Origin of the sequence: Megasphaera hutchinsoni, from assembly GCF_001553405.1 — a bacterium.
In the GTDB taxonomy this organism is placed as follows: domain Bacteria; phylum Bacillota; class Negativicutes; order Veillonellales; family Megasphaeraceae; genus Megasphaera; species Megasphaera hutchinsoni.
Map to the genome: position 1 here is coordinate 340,073 of NZ_KQ960952.1, position 20,934 is coordinate 361,006.

The 20,934-nt window shown below is 40.5% G+C and carries 14 protein-coding genes and 1 other RNA gene; 2 read left to right on the forward strand and 13 right to left on the reverse strand.

What is annotated here, in order from left to right:
* Positions 1-50 precede the first annotated feature (50 nt).
* The 3 genes from thiM to smc are packed head-to-tail and all read right to left on the reverse strand — an operon-like array spanning position 51 to position 5,371.
* The gene (thiM, locus tag HMPREF3182_RS05595; RefSeq protein WP_062486040.1) at positions 51-878 is read right to left on the reverse strand and encodes a hydroxyethylthiazole kinase; all 828 of its coding nucleotides are present in this window, start codon (positions 876-878) and stop codon (positions 51-53) included.
* A 13-nt stretch (positions 879-891) separates the two neighbouring features.
* The gene (gene ftsY, locus HMPREF3182_RS05600) at positions 892-1,812 is read right to left on the reverse strand and encodes a signal recognition particle-docking protein FtsY (RefSeq protein WP_062486042.1); all 921 of its coding nucleotides are present in this window, start codon (positions 1,810-1,812) and stop codon (positions 892-894) included.
* A gap of 1 nt (position 1,813) precedes the next feature.
* On the reverse strand, positions 1,814-5,371 hold the full coding sequence (gene smc, locus HMPREF3182_RS05605; RefSeq protein WP_062486045.1) for a chromosome segregation protein SMC: 3,558 nt from the start codon (positions 5,369-5,371) through the stop codon (positions 1,814-1,816).
* Positions 5,372-5,565: 194 nt separating this feature from the next.
* Here smc and HMPREF3182_RS05610 point away from each other — a divergent pair, with 194 nt between their 5' ends.
* Entirely contained in the window at positions 5,566-6,519 is a 954-nt protein-coding gene (locus HMPREF3182_RS05610) for a magnesium transporter CorA family protein (RefSeq protein WP_007392418.1), read from the forward strand.
* Between the two features lie 78 nt (positions 6,520-6,597).
* Here the strand turns inward: HMPREF3182_RS05610 and HMPREF3182_RS05615 are convergent, their stop codons facing one another.
* The 10 genes from HMPREF3182_RS05615 to gap form a co-directional block, all read right to left on the reverse strand.
* Positions 6,598-8,610 (reverse strand): TonB-dependent receptor plug domain-containing protein, encoded by a 2,013-nt coding sequence (locus HMPREF3182_RS05615; protein ID WP_062486047.1) that lies wholly within the window; start codon positions 8,608-8,610, stop codon positions 6,598-6,600.
* A gap of 269 nt (positions 8,611-8,879) precedes the next feature.
* Positions 8,880-9,638, reverse strand: a complete 759-nt coding sequence (gene pflA / locus HMPREF3182_RS05620) for a pyruvate formate-lyase-activating protein (RefSeq protein ID WP_407942954.1) — start codon at positions 9,636-9,638, stop codon at positions 8,880-8,882.
* A 93-nt stretch (positions 9,639-9,731) separates the two neighbouring features.
* Positions 9,732-11,984, reverse strand: coding sequence for a formate C-acetyltransferase (pflB, locus tag HMPREF3182_RS05625; RefSeq protein ID WP_007393075.1), 2,253 nt, complete (start codon positions 11,982-11,984; stop codon positions 9,732-9,734).
* Between the two features lie 886 nt (positions 11,985-12,870).
* On the reverse strand, positions 12,871-13,995 hold the full coding sequence (locus tag HMPREF3182_RS05635; RefSeq protein ID WP_062486051.1) for an N-acetylmuramoyl-L-alanine amidase: 1,125 nt from the start codon (positions 13,993-13,995) through the stop codon (positions 12,871-12,873).
* Complete coding sequence (locus HMPREF3182_RS05640) at positions 13,992-15,605, reverse strand: bifunctional ADP-dependent NAD(P)H-hydrate dehydratase/NAD(P)H-hydrate epimerase (RefSeq protein ID WP_062486054.1); 1,614 nt, start codon at positions 15,603-15,605, stop codon at positions 13,992-13,994. The genes HMPREF3182_RS05635 and HMPREF3182_RS05640 overlap by 4 nt, the downstream gene beginning before the upstream one ends.
* Positions 15,592-15,984 carry a holo-ACP synthase gene (gene acpS / locus HMPREF3182_RS05645; protein ID WP_062486057.1) on the reverse strand — a complete coding sequence of 131 codons (393 nt, stop codon included), beginning with the start codon at positions 15,982-15,984 and terminating at the stop codon, positions 15,592-15,594. The genes HMPREF3182_RS05640 and acpS overlap by 14 nt, the downstream gene beginning before the upstream one ends.
* 49 nt (positions 15,985-16,033) lie before the next feature.
* Positions 16,034-16,333, reverse strand: a complete 300-nt coding sequence (locus HMPREF3182_RS05650; protein WP_007393071.1) for a hypothetical protein — start codon at positions 16,331-16,333, stop codon at positions 16,034-16,036.
* 8 nt (positions 16,334-16,341) lie between these two features.
* Positions 16,342-17,565, reverse strand: a complete 1,224-nt coding sequence (locus tag HMPREF3182_RS05655) for an aspartate kinase (RefSeq protein ID WP_007393061.1) — start codon at positions 17,563-17,565, stop codon at positions 16,342-16,344.
* Between the two features lie 136 nt (positions 17,566-17,701).
* The gene (gpmI, locus tag HMPREF3182_RS05660) at positions 17,702-19,240 is read right to left on the reverse strand and encodes a 2,3-bisphosphoglycerate-independent phosphoglycerate mutase (RefSeq protein WP_062486060.1); all 1,539 of its coding nucleotides are present in this window, start codon (positions 19,238-19,240) and stop codon (positions 17,702-17,704) included.
* Positions 19,241-19,342: 102 nt separating this feature from the next.
* The gene (gene gap / locus HMPREF3182_RS05665) at positions 19,343-20,368 is read right to left on the reverse strand and encodes a type I glyceraldehyde-3-phosphate dehydrogenase (protein ID WP_062486062.1); all 1,026 of its coding nucleotides are present in this window, start codon (positions 20,366-20,368) and stop codon (positions 19,343-19,345) included.
* 178 nt (positions 20,369-20,546) lie between these two features.
* On the opposite strand from gap, the gene ssrA reads away from it, so the two are divergent.
* Positions 20,547-20,898, forward strand: a transfer-messenger RNA (tmRNA) gene (gene ssrA, locus HMPREF3182_RS05670).
* The last annotated feature ends 36 nt before the right edge of the window (positions 20,899-20,934 follow it).

The window sequence follows — 20,934 nt, forward strand, 5'->3', positions numbered from 1 at the left end:
CGTAACATACTTGTAAAAAGCGTTCTTCATTTATACTATTATTTATATTCCTATACCTTCATAGGGGTAGTAATTTGGCCATATTGAAAAAAACTATCTTTATCTAAACTATATATACCATCACACAACGTCGCATGTAGACTCCCAGGACCGCATCCTACTGCTTGTTCGCCTACTATGGCCATCGACATAATCGCCGCCGCGGTAGCAATAAATGGCGTAGCAACCGAACTATAAGCAGCTGCCAAGGCACCAATCATACACCCCGTACCAGTAACATAGGGTAACGTGGCACACCCATTTTGTAAAAAGATCGCCCCTGTTGCATCAGCCACAACATCATTCTTTCCCGTTACCCCTAAAGTCGCATGCAAATATGCTGCCCCATCCTGCCAAAATGACGGCTCTAATTGCATCTCATCCTGTGCATCCACGCCCTTAGTGCCAGCATGGGTCGTTTCTAATAAACAATATAACTCACTACTGTTTCCCTTAATAATCGACACAGGAATAGTCTGCAAAAAAGCCCGTATTTCTGTTGTTCGCCACAACGTACTACCCACACCGACAGGATCCAATACAATCGGAATATGTTGTTCTATCGCTACTTCGGCGGCACAATACATAGCACGTAGACGTTCCTTTTTTAAAACCCCCATATTCAGCAACAAGGCTTTCGCTTGTTTTACCACATCGGCAACTTCCCGTATCTCTTCTGCCATAATCGGCGAAGCACCAAGAGCAAGCGTTATATTTGCACAATCATTCATCGTCACAGGACTTGTTATTTCATGAATAAGTGGCTTTTGTTGCCGCACCCGTTCCCGTGCCTGTGCAACCTCCATCAAAATATGCTGTATTCGTTTTCCTCTCTCCATACGCTATCCCCCGTTATGCTTCCGCTTTGTCAAACAATGCTGCCGCAAATTGAGTTGCCTCAAAGGGACGTAAATCATCCATACCTTCACCAACACCAACCCAGCGAACAGGGACGCCGAGCGTACGTTTAACCGATAAGATAACGCCACCTTTCGCCGTACCGTCTAATTTTGTCAAAACGACACCCGTAAGAGGAACTACTTTCCCAAACAATGCCGCTTGTTGCACCGCATTTTGTCCGGTCGTAGCATCTAACACGAGTAACGTTTCATGCGGGGCACCCTCAATATTTTTTCCTGCCACACGTGCCATTTTCCGCAATTCTTCCATCAGATTCGCTTTCGTATGCAATCGCCCGGCTGTATCCACCAAAAGTACATCAATACCACGTGCCTTGGCTGCTGCTGTAGCATCAAAAACAACAGCTGCCGCATCTGCCCCTTCTTTATGTTTAATAATTGGCACATTCGCACGATTCGCCCAAATAGTCAACTGTTCCGATGCAGCTGCCCGAAATGTATCCCCTGCAGCGACCATAACCGTTTTTCCTTCCTGTAAATAATAGTTCGCTAACTTGCCAATCGTCGTTGTTTTTCCTACACCATTTACACCAACAACAAAAATCACATGCGTTCCATTAGTCCATGTAACGGGCGTATTATTTTCTTTTAACAATTCGGTAATACACTTTTCCAAATAAGGAATGACATCGCTTCCCGACTGAATTTCTTTATTTTTTACACCACAACGAATCTGCTGCAAAATGTAATCGGTTGTATCCATACCAACATCACTGGTTAAAAGAACCGCTTCTAAATCTTCATACATTTCATCGTCAATCTTAGCATATCCTAAGACAACCGATTCTACGTTTTGCAATAACGAATGTTTTGTTTTCTCTAATCCTTTTTTTAACGTTGAAAAAAATCCCATATTATGTTCCTTCTTTCATAATATCATCAATTTTTATACTTACTAACCGAGATACACCCTTTTCTTCCATCGTAATTCCCTGTAACGTCTTAGCCGCCTCCATTGTCTTACGCCGATGCGTAATGACAATAAATTGCGTTTTATCTGTATATTTTTGCAGATACTGAGCTAACCGTTCAACATTCGCTTCATCTAAAGCTGCATCCACCTCATCAACAAAGCAAAAAGGTGCCGGATGATATGCTAAAAAGGCCAATAATAACGCAATAACAGTCAACGCTCGTTCTCCTCCTGATAAAAGGGACAAGGCTTGTTTTTTCTTTCCTGGTGGTGAAATCAACATGTCTACCCCCGATTGCAAGACCTCTTTTTCATCAGACAAGACTAACTGAGCCATACCCCCACCAAAAAGCCGACTAAAAATCGTTTGAAAATGCTTTCCTATCACGTCAAAAGCCTGACTGAATTGCAAGGCCATAGCTGCATCAATATCTTTAATAAGATGTTGCAACTGTTGCCGCGAAACTTCTAAGTCTTCACATTGGCGATCATAAAATTTCTGCTGTTCAAGCGCCGTTTGATATGCTTCTTCTGCATTCGGATTGACCACCCCTAATGTCGCTAATTGCTGTTGTAATACCTGCACCTGTTGTTGTAACGCTTGTAAAGAGCCCTCTTTTTTCTGCTCCATTGCCTGTTGCCGTGTAAAACCTTGTCGAGCCAGCAACGCTTCAAAATGACGAATTTCAGCACTGTACTTTTCTATCTTCATCTCACTTCGATGCAACCGCTCTTCCCATTCCTGCACATGCAAACGCAATTCTGCTAATTGTGCATCATACGCACTACTCTGCTCAAAATGACCTTGGCGAATACGATAAAACTGCTCTTTTTCCTTATCTTTTTCCTGTACTTCCTGTTCTTTTCGTTCAATCGTAACCGTACAATCTTGAAGTATCTGCACCGTTTCCTCTAATTGCTTTTTCCCTTGCTCATATCTGATGCCAAGCCGTGCTTCATCAGCCTTCAAATCATGCTGTCGTTGTACTGCCTCTACACCTTGTCTTTCCCCCTGTTTAATTTGCTCTTCCAAAGTTGCCACAGCGACCTGACTTTCTGTTAAATCCTGTCGATACTGCTGTATCGCCGCAAGTACTTCTTTACGTTGATGCTGCAAATCATCTCCATCCTCTTCAGAAAAATCTATCAGTTGATGCAACGCTTCTTCCTTTGCCACTACCATCGCCTGCACCGTACGCCTTTCTTGATCTATTTTTTCATAGCGTTGTTGCAAGTCGTGTGTACGTGCTTGCAGTAACTGCCTATCTTTTTCTGCATGCATACGCTGTAAAGAAATATCGTGCAATTGTCTTTCACAAACATCTTGTGCTTGCTGTATGTCCTCATATTGACTCCGTATAGTCGCAAGTGCTTGAGCTTGCTGAGAAACATTCGCTTCCACCATTTCGCCCTCAGTCCGCAAGGTGTTACAGGTTTGCTCTAATGAACAAACCAAAGCATGACGCCGTACAAGCGATCCCTCTTGCCGCCCCATACTACCTCCCGTCATCGCACCGCCTGGATGAAACAGCGTGCCATCAAGACATACCATGCGTAACCGTTGTCCATATTTACGTGCAACTTTCGCCGCCATATCAACAGAAGACGCAACAATCGTTTTTCCTAACAAAGAAGAAAAAACCACAGCATAACGTTCGTCATACGTCAATAATTCATGGGCAAAACCGATAATGCCCTCTTCTTTTACCGCTGCTAGTTCCACGTTAGAAGGATGCCGCGGCTGTATCCGATCGAGAGGTAAAAACGTAGTTCGCCCAGCCTTCTGCTTTTGCAAATACGCAATAGCTTGCCTTGCATCCCCTTCGTTATTAATGATAATAAAAGTTGCGGCATTACCCAAGGCGATATCAATTGCCGTTACATAAGCAGAAGGAATATAACAAAGCCTACCAACCATACCGCACAGCGATTGATGCCACGACTCTTTTTCCGCCGCAAAAACAACCTTACCGGCTCGCCCAACCCCTTCAAAGGCCTCTTCCATGCTTTGTAACACGTGCACACGCTGTGTCTTTTCTACTAACACTTGCTGTATTTTTTTATATCGTTCATAGACCTTATCATACTGCTGTTGCGATTTTCTCAATAAATTCTCCTTTATTTGTACAGCTGCTTGCAACTGTACAGACCTATCGTACAGCTTCTTTTCTTTCTCTACCCATGCATCATACGACTGTTGCAACCGTTCTTGCTCCTGGCAACCCGACTGCCAAGCGGTTGACGCTTCTTCCTTATCCTTCCCTAGGGCCTCTATTTGCTGTTGCAGATGCACTAAATCACGAGCAAGCAATTCTTTTTCCTGCTCATACTGAATGCGTTTATTCCGTTGCTGTCCTAACGCTTGTGCGAGAGCTTGTTCTTTTACTTCCGCTTCTCCTAACGCCCCTTGCAATAATGCCAACCCCTGTTTTGCCGACTGTAACGCCCGTTGCCGTTGTGCCATTTGCTGTTTTTGTGCAGCTACCCGTTTTACATACACCTCTTTTCTATGTGCAAAGGTCTGTTTTTCCTCTTCAATTTCTTTCATCTGTTCTACTAAAATAGCTTGGCGCTGAATACATGCCTCTTTCCGTTCTTTTAAACTCTCCCAGTCATTATGAACCTGCAACACCTGCTGATCTAATTTTTTCGCTTGCTCCGTATCACCTGCAATCTGTTGTAATACGCTCTGCCGCTGCGTTTCTACTTCGGCAATCAGCTGTTGCCCATGCTCAATTTCCTGCTGAACCACTTCCCTGCTCCGTTCGGCTTTTTCCAACAAACCTTCACTATTACGCAAGGCTTGCAACGTAAGCGAACCTTCATAGGCCAACCGTTCCTTATCTAATGCACGAAAACGCACTAAGTTATCTCGTTCCATTTTTAACGGTGCCAATCGATCTTCCAATATCGCCCGCAAATCACCAACCCGTTCTAAATTCCTGGCAGTATCCGCTAATTTTCGCAAACCCTCCTCTTTGCGACTCTTAAACCTCGTAATTCCAGCAACTTCTTCAAAAATAATCCGACGTTCTTCCGGTTTACTATTTAAAATACGATCCACGCGATTTTGCCCAATCACCGCCATCGAATCTTGACCGATACCCGTATCCGCAAATAACGCATGAATATCTTTCAAGCGACAAGCTTTTTTATTTAACAAAAATTCACTATCACCTGAACGAAACAAACGACGTGTGACCACCACTTCCGTAAAATCAATATCTAACACATGCTCACTATTATCAAAATACAAAGAAACTTCAGCAACACCCAACGGTCGCCTTATCGTCGTACCAGCAAAAATAATATCTTCGGCCTTTTGCCCCCGCAATTGACGGACATTCTGTTCACCTAACACCCAACGCAGGGCATCAGAAATATTACTTTTGCCACTGCCATTAGGTCCTACAATGGCGGTTATCCCCTGATCAAACGTAAGTGTTGTTTTATCGGCAAATGACTTAAAGCCGCGTAATTCCATTTTGACTAATTGCACTGCTCTATCCTCTTTCTATCCCTCGCTTAACCCCTGATACAGTAGGGGCAACTATATTGCTTATTATAACAAATACGACCTTATTATTAAAGCACTTGACACCTACCTTTGCACCGCTTTTGACTTGACGAAACCACTATTTCTGAGTATATTTAATAAAGCATATAATACATTATTGAAGGGGGATAACACGCATGATCCAAGTATATAAACACATAACTGGCCACTTAGAAGACAATATTTCCCTTGTAACTGCCGAAAAGGGTTCATGGATCCATGTCGTAAATCCCAACGCAGATGACTTGCAACTCGTTTCCATGGTTACAGAAATTCCAACAGACGTATTAAAAACGGCATTGGATACGGAAGAACGTTCTCACGTGGAAATTGAAGATGAATATATATTTGTCGTTATCAATATCCCTATTTTATTAGAAAAAGATAGTTACGACACATTACCACTAGGTATATTTATTACAGAAGATTTTATCATTACCCTTTGTATTGAAGAAACAGAAGTCATGCGTACCTTTACGGAGAATAAATACCCCCTCTTTTCTACTTTCAAAAAGACGCGGTTCCTCTTTCAAATTCTACACCGCTCGGCATCCTTATTTTTACGCTACTTAATGCAAATCAATCGGCGGACGGATGATACCGAATCGATGCTACGCCATTCCATGCGTAACAAAGACTTTTTTTTATTGCTCGAATTACAAAAATCATTAACCTACTTTACTTCCGCCTTGCGTAGTAACGGCATCGTAATGGAACGCCTCATGCGTATGCGTCGTAATACAGAATTATATCACTTATTAAAAATGTATGAAGAAGATGAAGATCTATTAGAAGATGTCATCATCGAAAATAAACAGGCTATCGAAATGGTTGAAATGTATTCTAATATTCTTATCAATATGTCCGATACATTTGCTTCCATCATTTCCAATAATCTCAATATCGTCATGAAATTCTTAGCCTCCGTCACCATTATTTTAGCTGTACCAACTATTATTTTTAGCTTTTGGGGTATCAATACGCCCTTACCTTTTTCGGCAAATCCTTTAGGCTATATTTATGTAATAATTATTTCCCTTATTTTCACGTTCTTAGCTTTTATTCTCTTATGGCGTAAAGATTTATTTTAATCGCAATACCAAACTAGTGAATATAGCAACTAAAAAAAATAGCATAGACATCGTCTATGCTATTTTTTTTAGTTACCCTTATAACTTCCAATCAACGGTCATTCGATAGGATCTACCACGAATGTACAAATCTTCCTCTTTCTTATTAAAGAGGTTATCTACACCCATATAAATCGACATTTGTTTATTCCATGTCTTATGAATCCCTAAATCAATCGTCGGATAGGAAAAAAATACGTCACCCTGGCGACCAGATACAATATAATTTTTTACATATTTTCCAGACAACGTGATTTGTAATGGATTAACGCCATGATCATCATACCGCAATTGCACACCCGTCTCTTCTTCTGCCCTACCAAGCAAACGCGTTTTGCTCTTTTTATCTGTCGCATCATTCCAATTATATTGCAAACGAGCCGTCAAATATTTAGAAAGGTGCGTGCCTAATTCTATTTCTATCCCATTAATTTGGGCCGATCCCACATTATGATACTGATAAAGCCACTTAGGCGGATTCACCATATCAGCAGATGGCCGAATCGGCTTAAAGGAAATTAAATTCGATACATCATTATTAAAATAGGTGAATTTAGCGAACATCGAGCCATTATCACCTTCTAAGCTAACATCATAACTTCTTGAGTGTTCTGGCTTTAAATCGGGATTTCCAAGCAGTCCCATATATCCCCCATGAACCCAATTCATATATAATTCACTAATAGTCGGTGCTTTAAATCCTTTTCCGTAATTCGCTTTCAATTTCCAGATTTTATTCACATCATAAGTAAGACCTAATTTAGGGGTAACTTCCGCCCCATACTGATAATCATATCCATATCGAAGTGAAGGCAAAAGGAATAATCGATCACTAACTTGCCACTGATCTTCAATATATAGGGCATATGATTTAGTTGAATATTCTTTCAGTTCTTTGGTCAGTGAAGGTCCTTCAACTTTCTGCCTCATTAATCTTGTTCCAGCATATGATTGTTTTTTATGTTCAAAGCCAAAAGTTATATTGTGATCATCGTTAATAAACGAAGTATTTCTCACTTCAAATACAGTCGTCTTATATTTTGCAGCATCTATATCACCTGGAACTAATCCTAATTCAGGCTTATCCGCTAAAGTTCCGCGCGTTAGTTGATGTTTGGTTAATCTATTCGTATAAGCACGAATCATATATTCATTACTTGCCGTTTTGCCAGTAAAACTGATACTACCGCCTTGTTCCTTATTCGTAAAACGACTATCCGATGTTACTTTGCCCGTATGCTCACTTTTGCTAGAATTAGGTTTCTTAAATAAATCCGTTTCTTCCACTAAATTGCTGTCCATACGATGAAGTTCTATCTGCAATTGTTGCTTTGCGGCATTGTCAAAATCATAATTTCCTTTAAACCGATAATTATGCCGTGTGCCACCACGATCTTTAAATTCAACTTCCCGTAATACCTTTTCAAAATGGGCATCAAGAGAACCTGAAAAATGATTATGCTTACCAAAATCAACTCGAATAAAACCCGCATTCCGTTTTGTCCCATAACCAAGACCGAATTGAACCCCCGCCTTATGCGATTTTTTTGTGATAATATTGATAACGCCGCCCATCGCTTCCGAACCATACAAGGAACTACCTGGTCCACGGACAATTTCAATACGCTCAATTTCACTAACATTCAGTCTTTTTAACGCTTCCCCATTCATCGTATCACCCGTATCTTCTTGGGCAATCCGCTGGCCATCAATAAGAAATAATGTCTGATTACTAGCCATTCCCCGTATGGCTAAAGCATCCCCGTGAACAGCATGAATTATATTTAAACTCAAAGCATATTGCATCACATCGTCTACATTGGTTGCCCCTATCGCTTCAATATCCTTTGCCGTAATAATCTCTACTGCCTGTGGTACGAGTCGTACTTTCGCCTTCGTTTTTGTCGCTGTTACGACAACATCCTTAGTTAGTACTTCATCCGTCTTAGAATGCATGTTTGCAGCCATACTAGTAGTTGAAAAACCTGCTGTCAATGCTAACACTGCCCCTAAAACAAAACAGCGTGTTGCCGTCTTATTCGTCTTTTTCATAAATTCCCCTCCTAAGTATATGAAAATAATTATCACTATTCATAGAATAACAAAAGGCATTTTTATTTTCCACTCCATTTAGACCAATAATAGCCCAATAAGACTAATAACAAATATTCTTTATCCACATTATCTCAATTTTAACATTTTTATAACAATTATTAAAACGCTATATATATATACAATGTTTAATAAATATTATTTCCTGCTATATTTATACAAAAAAAGAAACATTAATATGCTTTTATCGCATATTAATGTTTCTTTACTTATGCCCGCACAAAAGCGCCCATCAACTTTTCCGCTCGTTTTACCTCTTCTGCTGTAGGTGGATTGACATTCCTTAAGGTATACGGAATATGTAAACGTTCCCATTCAGGTACGCCTAATACATGATAGGGCAACACTTCTACCCGATCGACGTTTTGCAACGTTTGAATAAATTCTCGCAGTGCAATTAACCCACTTTCTTCATCCGTAAGTCCCGGAACCAATACATGGCGGATCCACATATGTTTTCCTTGATCTGATAAATACGTTGCCATATCTAAAATATTTTTATTACTATAACCAGTCAATTTTTTGTGTTTTTCGTCATCCATTTCTTTTAAATCTAAAATGAATAAATCAGTCACATCACACAACTGCTTAAACTTAGAAAAAAATGGTTCTTCCCGTGTAAAAGGATTCCCTGCCGTGTCTAGCGTCGTATGTACCCCTATTTTCTTCGCTAAAGAAAATACAGCTAACACAAAATCGAGTTGTAATAGAGCTTCACCACCACTAATGGTAATACCGCCGCCATTTTTCCAATACGTGCGATATCGCAAGGCTTCCTTAAAGACATCTTCGGCACTTCGCAACGTGTATTGCTCCTTCTGATTTCCCTGCCATGTTTCAGGATTATGACAATACCGACATCTCATCCGACAACCTTGTAAAAAGATAATAAAACGAACTCCTGGTCCATCAACAGCACCGAAAGTTTCAATTGAATGGACTTTACCTAATACGGATTCCGTCATCATGATTCCACTCCTTTGGCCTTCTTACGATATGGTTTTTAAAAAAGTAGTAAAAAACAGCTCCAGCTTTTGCCAGAGCTGTTTTTTTCTCCCTGCTTACATATTTTTATGGAAGGTACGATTAATAACATCCAATTGTTGTTCTTTCGTTAAGGAAATAAACTTAACAGCATAACCAGATACACGAATCGTGAAGTTAGCATATTCCGGTTTTTCTGGATGTTCCATAGCATCTATCAATTTTTCCTTACCAAACACGTTTACATTCAAATGATGTGCACCTTGATCGAAGTAGCCGTCCATGATGCGAACTAAGTTTTCAGCCCGTTCACCATCACTATGTCCTAATGCTTCCGGCGTAATAGATTGCGTATTAGAAATACCATCTAAGGACCATTCATACGGCATCTTCGCAACAGAATTCAAAGATGCGAGCAAGCCATTTTGTTCTGCTCCATAGCTGGGGTTAGCACCCGGTGCAAACGGAGTCCATGCACGACGTCCATCTGGTAGGTTACCTGTGAATTTACCATATACGACATTCGAGGTAATCGTCAAGATAGATGTAGTCGGTTCAGAGTCACGATAAGTATGACGTTTTTCGATATCCGACATAAATTCACGCAATACCCATACACCAATATCATCAGCCCGATCATCATCATTACCATATTTCGGGAAATCTCCTTCAATTTGGAAATCTTCAGCTAAGCCTTTTTCATTACGAATAACTTTTACTTTTGCATATTTAATAGCTGATAAGGAGTCGATTACATGAGAGAAACCGGCGATACCAGTTGCAAAGGTACGACGAAGTTTCGTATCCAACAAGGCCATTTCTGCAGCTTCATAATAATATTTATCATGCATATAATGAATCGTATTTAATACATTGACATACAAACCAGCTAACCAATCCAGCATCAATTTATATTTATGAACTACTTCATCATAATCAAGATATTCGGACGTAATAGGAGCCAATTCTGGACCTGTCTGAATACCAAATTTTTCATCCACACCACCATTAATAGCATATAACAAAGCCTTTGCTAAGTTTGCACGTGCACCAAAGAACTGCATTTCTTTACCTGTCTGTGTAGCCGATACGCAGCAGCAAATGGAATAATCATCGCCCCATACAGGTTTCATGACATCATCATTTTCATATTGAATAGAACTCGTCATATCCGAAATATGTGCCGCATACTTTTTAAACGGCATCGGTAACTGGGAAGAATAAAGAACTGTCAAATTCGGTTCTGGTGCAGGTCCCATGTTTTCCAACGTATGTAAGAAACGATAATCCGTCTTCGTTACCATAGAACGTCCATCCATGCCAATACCGGCCATTTCCAATGTTGCCCAAACAGGGTCGCCCGAGAACAATTCATTGTACGAACGGATACGAGCAAATTTAACCATACGGAATTTCAATGTCAAGTGGTCAATTAATTCTTGTGCTTCTTCTTCTGTAAGTTTTCCTGCTTTTAAATCCCGGTCGATATAAATATCGAGGAACGTAGAAATACGACCAACGGACATAGCTGCACCATTTTGTGTTTTAATAGCGGCTAAATAACCAAAATATAACCATTGTACAGCTTCTCTAGCATTCGTAGCTGGTTTAGAAATATCATAGCCATAAATGTTAGCTAATTCTTTCATTTGTTTTAACGCTTTGATTTGTTCAGAAATTTCTTCCCGTAAGCGAATAACTTCTTCTGTCATAACGCCATCGTCATTGTATTGTTTATCGTATTCTTTCCACGCAATCAATTGATCGATACCATATAAAGCAACACGACGATAATCGCCAACAATACGTCCACGACCATACGCATCAGGCAAACCCGTTACAACATGAGTATGACGAGCACGAATCATTTCATCTGTATACGCATCAAATACAGCTTCATTATGCGTTTTATGATATTCCGTAAAAATCTTATGCAATTCTGGATTTAATTTGTAATTGTACATTTCCAGTGCTTCTTCTGCCATTTTAATACCACCATATGGCATAAATGCACGTTTTAACGGTTCATCGGTTTGCAACCCAACGACTTTTTCCAAATCTTTCATAGACGGATCAATATATCCTGGTCCGTATGCAGTAATGGAAGAAACCACTTCTGTTTCTTCTTTCAATACGCCACCGTTATCACGTTCTTGCTTTTGATATTCTTGTACTTTTCCCCAAAGCTTGTTCGTAGCGGCAGTCGGTCCTGTCAAAAAGGATTCGTCCCCATCATAAGGATGATAGTTTTTCTGAATGAAATCACGAACGTTGCATTCTTCTTTCCACAACCGTCCGTCAAAGCCTTCCCATGCCTTATTTTCTAACATGTGCATACACCGTCCTTTAGCAGTAAATGTATAATAATTGTTCCAAAAAGAATGACCATAACCGTAGATGTACTTTTTTCTTTTTTATATTGTATTCGAAATATTTTAAGAATTTTCCGTTTTATTTCATATTTGATAATATTAAAATTTAAAACGCAATTTTCTTTATATTTCATAAATCCATACAATTAGTTACAAAAAGAACAATTTGTTTTTCATCTACTAAGTCTTCTTTTTTCACTTTCATTGTATACATCTTTTATTTTAAAAGCAACTATTTTTGTGTACTTTTTTTTTAAAAACAATTATCAATTTATTATGCTTTTAATGCGTTTTAGTCATATACAGGTAAATATATATAAAATTTTTATCCATAAAATCATCTGATTTATGCCTTAATATAAATTGGTGTGTATATATATACATCTTTTTTTCTTTTAATTTTCATGTATTTAATAATTTTTCTACAGTTAAAGCTACTTGTCATCATTTTTTCTAATGATAAATGCAGTCTTTTTATATTACTTTTATCATTTTTATTCTTTATTATCATTATATATCATTTTATTATCATTATTATAGTATGTGCTTATTTTTTTACCCCAAATAAGTGTATGCTATAAACATTCAAATTGATAATTACTATTTGTCATACATATTTTTATATTCCTTTACCTGCTCATTTTATAAAATCAACCATTTTTTCGTTCATCTTCCGTTTACTATCATATTTTATACTCTCATTAATATACGATTATATTGTCAAAAAATATATTATATATATACTTTTTATTTTATTTGTTATTTATTTCACTAATAATATATAAAAAATACGCTATAAGCAACTTAGCTTATAGCGTATACAATCCTTCTTGATACGTATATCTTACCTACCCTTATGAGCAAAATATTTACTCAATCCCGTCATCATACTTTTGGCAAATTGCTCTTGTTGCTCCTCTTGCAGCAATGTTGCTTCTTCCCGTGGATTAGAAATAAACCCTAATTCCACTAACACAGCAGGCATATTACTATGCAATAATAAATAAAAATTAGCTCCATGCAGTCCCCGATTAACAAAAGTAGTAGCCTTTACATTTTCTTGATGAATATAATTTGCCAAACTATAATCATATGGAGTTTTGCTGTTATAAAAGGTTTCAATTCCTCCAACCGCTTGCTTAATAGACGAATTAAGGTGAATACTTACGAACACATCTGCCTTGGCGGTATTAGCAATATTACACCGTGCTTGCAATTCTTCCACGGCACCAGCATATGCCGAAAATACATCCGTATCTCTATCGCGAGTTAATACAACACGTGCCCCGGCCTGAGTCAATTGAGCCGCCAACCGCTTAGCAATCTGTAAGGTAAGATCTTTTTCTTTTACCTTTCTCCCTATTGCTCCACCATCGCTACCACCATGCCCCGGATCAATACAAATAATTTTGCCCCGTAGCACTTTCGTATCAACCGCAGCATGATAAGGTCGAACTGTTTCTACCGCCGTTGTTTCTGGTGCCGGTCCTATGTTTTCCGTTTTACTCCATATAGTGCTTTTTGTTGACGGTGAAATAGGTGCCACCGGATTTTTTATATCCAAAACCAACCGTACTTTCGAAGCAGCCCCCTTCCCAGCGGGTAAAGAGAAAAACTGCACCTCTTCTTTGGCTACATTTCGTTGTAATTGAAATGCTATCATTGTTGTTGCTGCTTTTTGTGTAACCGTAACTTGACGGACCGTTGGATTATCGTCTACCAAAGCTCGTTCTAACTTGCCAATCTTCGTATTAGACAAAGTCAACAATAGCACCTTGTCTTTATTCCGAATGACGAGTTTCGGTGTAACGGGATGATCCGTTTCTAAAACGATACGCAAAAACGGAATAGTTTCATCTGTTCGCCACACCGCCCGCAAACCGTTAATAGTTGTAATCGTTTGTGCCTGTATCGTCAACGAACAAGCGAATACAAGTAAACCAACTAAACATACCAGTATTTTTTTCATCCTATCTCTCCATCATCTATTTTCGTTACGACCTGCCCCTGTTGTAAGATACATGGCACCTGCCGTGCTAACTCCAATGGCGTATATCCATAAGGCCCATAGTCTTTTGCACAAGCATCACCACTAGCTCCGTGTAAATAAACAGCTGCACACGCCGCTTGCGTGGCCATTGGGTTATTTTCACGCCCCCAAATAGCAGCAACCATACCTGTTAAAACATCACCCATACCGCCACAAGCCATACCGGCATTTCCCGTTGTATTGATATACACTGCCTTACCTTCTGCCGAAACAATATATGTAGGTGCCCCTTTTAAGACGATACACACCTGCCATTCTTGAGCAAAAACACGCAACAAGGGTACCGGATTAGTCTTAATTGCATCTATTGCATACCCCGAAAGACGACTAAATTCTGCTATATGCGGGGTAAAAATAAGTGGTTGCAAGCACCTACGTACCCTATCTTTCATTCCTTGTAAATGATATAACCCATCTGCATCGATCACCAAAGGGCAACTTGCCTTTTCTAAAATTTGAAGTACAAAGTCTTGCGTTTCTTTCGACCTACCCAAACCCGGTCCTAGTGCTATACTAGAGCAATCCCTTATTTGTTCCATAACCGCCTTGCTATCGGCACTGGTAAAATAAGGCGTTGTACCTATGGCTGCCACCATTATTTCTGGATACAAACCCATGGTATGCGTAGCCACAACAGACGGAATCATCGCCCGTACCTTCCCTGCACCAGCTCGCACAGCCCCTTGTGCCGCCATTAACGCAGCCCCAAGCATCGTTGCACTACCCGCAATAATACCGACAGTTCCATGAGTACCTTTATGGCTAGTAGGCGAACGTTTCGTCATAATCTCAGCTATATCAGCTAATTCAAGGGCATACATACAATCATTTTCCTCTTTTCTAAGTAACGGCATGGGCATACCGATCGTATCTAAGACCACTTTACCGACAAGTTCCTTGCCTGGATATATAAATTGTCCCCGCTTATGTACCCCAAATGTAACCGTCATCATTGCATGAATGGCATCTTTATCACTTGCTCCCGTATCAGCATCTACTCCCGTTGGCATATCAACGGCAATAACAGGAATCTTTGCCTCATGTGCTACCGCATTGATAATCTGTGCAAGTGCACGCATCTTAGGTCGCAACATGCCATGAAACCCCGTACCGATAAGTGCATCAATAATCATATGACTATGCGCTATACGTCTACGCACAACCGGTTCCGCCAGAGAAGACAGATACTGTAAATGGCAAAGCGGATCATCTTGCATCGCCTGTAACGTCCGTAAATGAATGCGACTTTCTTCACTATACGCTGACTCCTCACCGCAAATATACACGTACACCTTAGCCCCTTGTGCCATCAAATGACGAGCAATCACAAACCCATCGCCACCATTATTCCCTGCACCGCAAAAGATGATGACCCGTTTTCCCTGCCACGGGCCCCATACCTGCATGCCGTGAGTAACCACCGCATGTCCCGCATTTTCCATTAAAACAGTTGGCGGTATCTGATATCTCCCTTGCATCGCTTCCCGATCTATCGCTTTCATTTGTGCCGCTGTATTAAGCTTTTTCATCGCTTGCTCCTCTTTCGTTTCTCCACCATACGACTTGTGCAATCGCATACGCCCCATCATGACTGATGGATACATACGGCGTACCGCCGTATAGTTCTACTCGTTGTGCATACACGCCATAAAACACAAAATACGGTGCACCCAAGTCACTATGTTTTACTTCTACATCCGTCCACTGTCCTTCTCTAAAGCCCGTTCCTAAGGCCTTATAAAAAGCTTCTTTCGCTGCATATATACCAGCTAACGTCGCTGCCCGTGTTTGTTTTCTCGCCGCACTATATGCTAATTCATAAGCCGTGAAAAATTTACCTAAGCGTTTTTCGTGCTGCTGACACAGACTTTCTATGCGTGTTATTTCTACGATATCAATTCCAACCATAACGCCTCCAAAAAAGCCGTAATTTCACTTGAAATTACGGCTTAATCCTTTACCATTTTTGCATGCGAATACATATTCCCAGACCTTCTAAAATCACTTTAAAAGAACGAAATGAAATAACCATATCCGCATAAATAGACGGCACTACTTTATAACACAAACACACTTCATTCGCCTGATAGTCATACCGTAATCCATGTATATTCGATTCAAATGTATAAGGCGAAGCAGGTACGGTAAACTTCGGTTTTTTAGGTACCTCTAACGCACGAAGTAATGTATTAATAAATACCGTTTTTGGCACTTCCGTCTGTAACATTTCATCAATAAAACTATCTAATACGGTCATAAGACACCTCAATTTTCTTTAAAAAAATGAGCATGAATAGCCTGTACAGCTTTTTCCATCGATTCTTCAGCAATTAAACAAGAAATACTAATCTCTGAAGTAGAAATGATTTCAATATTGATATGATGATCGCTAAAAATACCAAACATACCGGCTGCAATACCTGGATGTCCTGCCATTCCTGCTCCCACTAAGGATACTTTTGCCATACTTTCATCGACAAGAATATCTTCCACGGACAACTCTTTTTGTATATGTGCCAACACTTCCCGTGCCGCCGGTAATTCCGTTCGAGCAATCGTAAACGTAATGTCTGTAACCCCTTCTTTAGCGATACGCACACTTTGCACAATCATATCTACATCGACATTTTTTTCTGCTAATTCCGCAAATACTTGATATGCAAACCCTGGACGATTAGGAATTCCTAATACTGTAATTTTTGCCACATTTTTATCTTGTGCAACTCCCCGAATTAAATATTGCTTTACCTTCATTGCATAATCCTCCTGTATCATCGTCCCTGGTTCTTCTGAAAAAGTAGAACGAACGTGAATGGGTACATTAAAACGGCTTCCCATTTCAACTGCCCGTGGTTGCATCACGCCCGCTCCTAATTTGGCCATTTCCAACATTTCACCATAAGTAATAGACTCCATTTTCTGCGCCGCCGGTACTACTCGAGGATCGGATGTATAAATGCCATCAACGTCTGTAAAAATTTCACAAACATCTGCATGAATAGCCCCAGCAATAGCTACCGCTGTCGTATCCGAACCGCCCCGTCCTAACGTCGTAATATCCCCTCGTGAAGTTTGCCCTTGGAACCCTGCAACAATCACGATATTACCTTCCTGTAACGCCTTGAAAATACGTGCTGGTTGTAAATCTAAAATACGCCCCTTATTAAAGGCGGCACTCGTCATAATACCAGCCTGTCCACCTGTAAAAGATATCGCCTTTTCCCCGGCTTCTTCAAACGCCATCGCCATGAGGGCAATAGATATCTGTTCACCTGTCGCCAACAACATATCCATTTCACGACCATAGGGTTTAGACGTAATTTTATTTGCTAACGTTACTAACTCATCCGTTGTATCGCCCATCGCAGAAACAACGATCACGATCTGATCGCCTTCCTTTTTTTCTCGTATCACTCGCTGTACAATGGAACTAATCTTATCGGGCGTAGCAACGGAACTACCACCAAATTTTTTAACAATTAAAGCCAACGCAATTCCCTCTCTTTATCTTTAAAGTCTAGCCTATGGTAACCTATTATAAACCATATATTGAATAATATCATGGAGCTATGCAATTGTAAAGGATAGGACAAGATATTTTCATTTATCTTAATAAACGGTTATCCTATTTTTCTACACGCGTATCTACGAAAAGTGATTTTCCCGTCATCTCCACGGGAATAGCAATTCCCATTAACGTCAATATCGTAGGTGCTACATCCGCTAAAATCCCCGCACGCAACCTTGCCTTTTGATAACGCTTGCTCATGATGATACACGGCACATCGTTTGTCGTATGAGCGGTGTAGGGACTACCCGTCTTAGGATCACGCATTTTTTCGGCATTGCCATGGTCAGCAATAATAACCAGTTCCCCCTCAACTTTTATTAAGGCATCACGAATTTTCCCAATACATTGATCAACGACTTCCACCGCTTCTATCGTTGCCGCTAAATCACCCGTATGCCCTACCATATCCGGATTAGCAAAATTAAGCACAATCAAATCATATGTATCTTGTGCAATGGCCTGTACAACTTGCTCTGTTACTTCTATTGCACTCATGCGTGGTTGTAAGTCATACGTAGCTACCTTGGGAGATGGAATCAACACCCGATCTTCTCCCACATTCGGCGTTTCCTCACCACCATTAAAGAAATACGTAACATGGGCATATTTTTCCGTTTCAGCAATACGTAATTGCTTTTTCCCGGCTTGTGCAACCACTTCACCTAACGTATGGGGAATGGCTTCCTTGTCATATACGACATGCACGGGCAACGTGTCTTCATAACGAGTCATCGTAGCAAAATACAAATCGTTATACCGCTTCCGAGAAAAAGCTGAAAAATCAGGATCAACAAACGCTGCTGTCAATTGCCGTGCTCGATCGGGGCGAAAATTAAAAAAGATTACGCTATCACCATCTTGCACTGGATGTGCTTTAATGACCGTCGGTACAACAAATTCATCAGCTATATCCGCTTGATAAGACTGTTGCAAACAAGTGTTATAGTCTCGTGCCACTTCACCTTTACCGTCAGCAATAGCTCGATAAGCCTTTTCCACGCGTTCCCACCGAGAATCTCGATCCATCGCATAATAACGCCCACTAATCGTGCTCAGCACGCCTACGCCCAACCGGGCACATGTGGCCTCTAATTCAGCTAAATAAGGACCCGCACTGCGAGGTAATACATCACGCCCGTCCAAAAAGGCATGAATATATACACGTGAAAGCTGATACCGCCGGGCCATCTCTAACAATCCATACAAATGTTTTTCACTACTATGCACACCGCCAGGAGAAACCAACCCCATAATATGCAATGCCGTTCCCTTGCGTTGTACCTGTTCCATCGCCTGTACTAATACGGGACGTGAAAAAAATGTCTCGTCTTCAATATCGTGCGTAATCTTGGTTAATGCTTGATACACAATCCGACCAGCACCTATATTTAAATGGCCCACTTCAGAATTGCCAATTTGTCCAGCCGGTAAGCCTACAGATTCACCTGAAGCACCTAAATGCGTATGAGGATATGCACGCCATAAACCACGCAACGCATGTAATTGGCCCTGAGCGACCGCATTGTTTTCGACTTCCTCACTACATCCAAAACCATCCATAATAACCAACATAACCGGCTTTTTATTCATCATTGTTATACTCCTTTATTCCGTGGACAAAAAAGCAGGGATTATTCCCTGCTTTTAAATACTTATATTATTTATTGTACTGATGTGTTTCTCGTCCGTCAAGTATCAATGTCGCTGATAGCTATCCATAAGGGTAATTAGATCCAGAACCTTCGCTGAATAGCCAATTTCATTATCATACCAGGCGACAACTTTAACAAATGTATCGGTCAGTGCAATACCTGCTTTGGCATCAAAAACAGATGGCGTAGTACAACCTAAAAAGTCAGAGGATACAACATCCTCATCAGTATAGCCTAAAATTCCCTTTAAAGGGCCCTCAGCGGCTTTTTTCATCGCTTGGCATATGGAAGTATACGATGTGGGTTTTTGGAGGTTTACGGTCAAATCAACGACAGATACGTCTAACGTAGGAACACGCATCGCCATACCTGTCAACTTACCCGCTAAAGACGGGATAATTTTACCCACTGCTTTGGCAGCCCCTGTCGTAGAAGGAATGATATTACCACTCGCCGCTCTACCACCCCGCCAGTCTTTAACGGATACAGCATCTACCGTATTTTGCGTAGCTGTCATCGCATGAACCGTCGTCATTAGCCCATCTTTGATGCCAAAATTATCGTGTAATACCTTTGCTAGCGGTGCTAAACAGTTTGTCGTACACGAAGCATTAGATACAATGCGTTGACCCCTATATTGATCCGTATTCACGCCAACCACAAACATATCCGCCTGCTTCCCCGTTTCATCAGCTTTCGATGGTGCTGTCAAAACGACATGACCTGCCCCAGCCTGAATGTGTCGTTCTGCTAAAGGCAAGGTTAAAAAACGACCTGTCGCCTCTACGATATAATCGGCACCCACTTCATGCCACCGCAACTGTGCTGGATCTTTTTCTGCGGTCACGCGAATCTCCTTGCCATTAACGATCAATTGATTATGATCGACATCTGCTTCAACGTTTCCCTGAAATGGTCCATGTACAGTATCATATTTGAGCATATAAGCCATATAATCTACAGGTAACAAATCATTAATACCCACAACTTCTATATCAGGACGAGCTTGTGCTAACCGAAAAACAAAACGCCCAATCCGTCCAAATCCGTTAATGCCTATTTTTATCATCGCGTCCACTCCTTTTTTCCTATATTCTTTATGCTTTTATTATGACATCAGCGGTACGATATTACAACCGCATGGACATTTCCAGTCCCATTTATATATACTTCTCCATCTGCCAAAGAAAATATCTCCTCGTCTTTGCAAATATCCTCATATATGCTATACTAAGCGTACCATACATGGGGATGTAAAGGTTTCGACGTGGATGGTTGTATCATAAGTAGCGAGCCGGGATTTCATCTACCCGTAAAACGGTGAACCTTTAAAGTAAACGCAAAAGAACAAAATTTTGCTTTAGCTGCCTAAGCGTAGCTAACGTCTTGGATATCTATTCCTGCGTGATATCTAAAGGCGTCACTCAGCAGGATACTTATCTATCCGTTGCCTAACAATAGATAGGGAATAAGATAGGCTGGAGTAATCTAGTTTGTCTTTGTACGACCGTTACTTAAGAACTCAAACAAAGACTGCGCTCGGAGAGATTTATGGGGCAGCATTTACGGACAGGAGTTCGACTCTCCTCATCTCCACCACAAAAAAGGGATGTTTCTTTTAGAGCATCCCTTTTT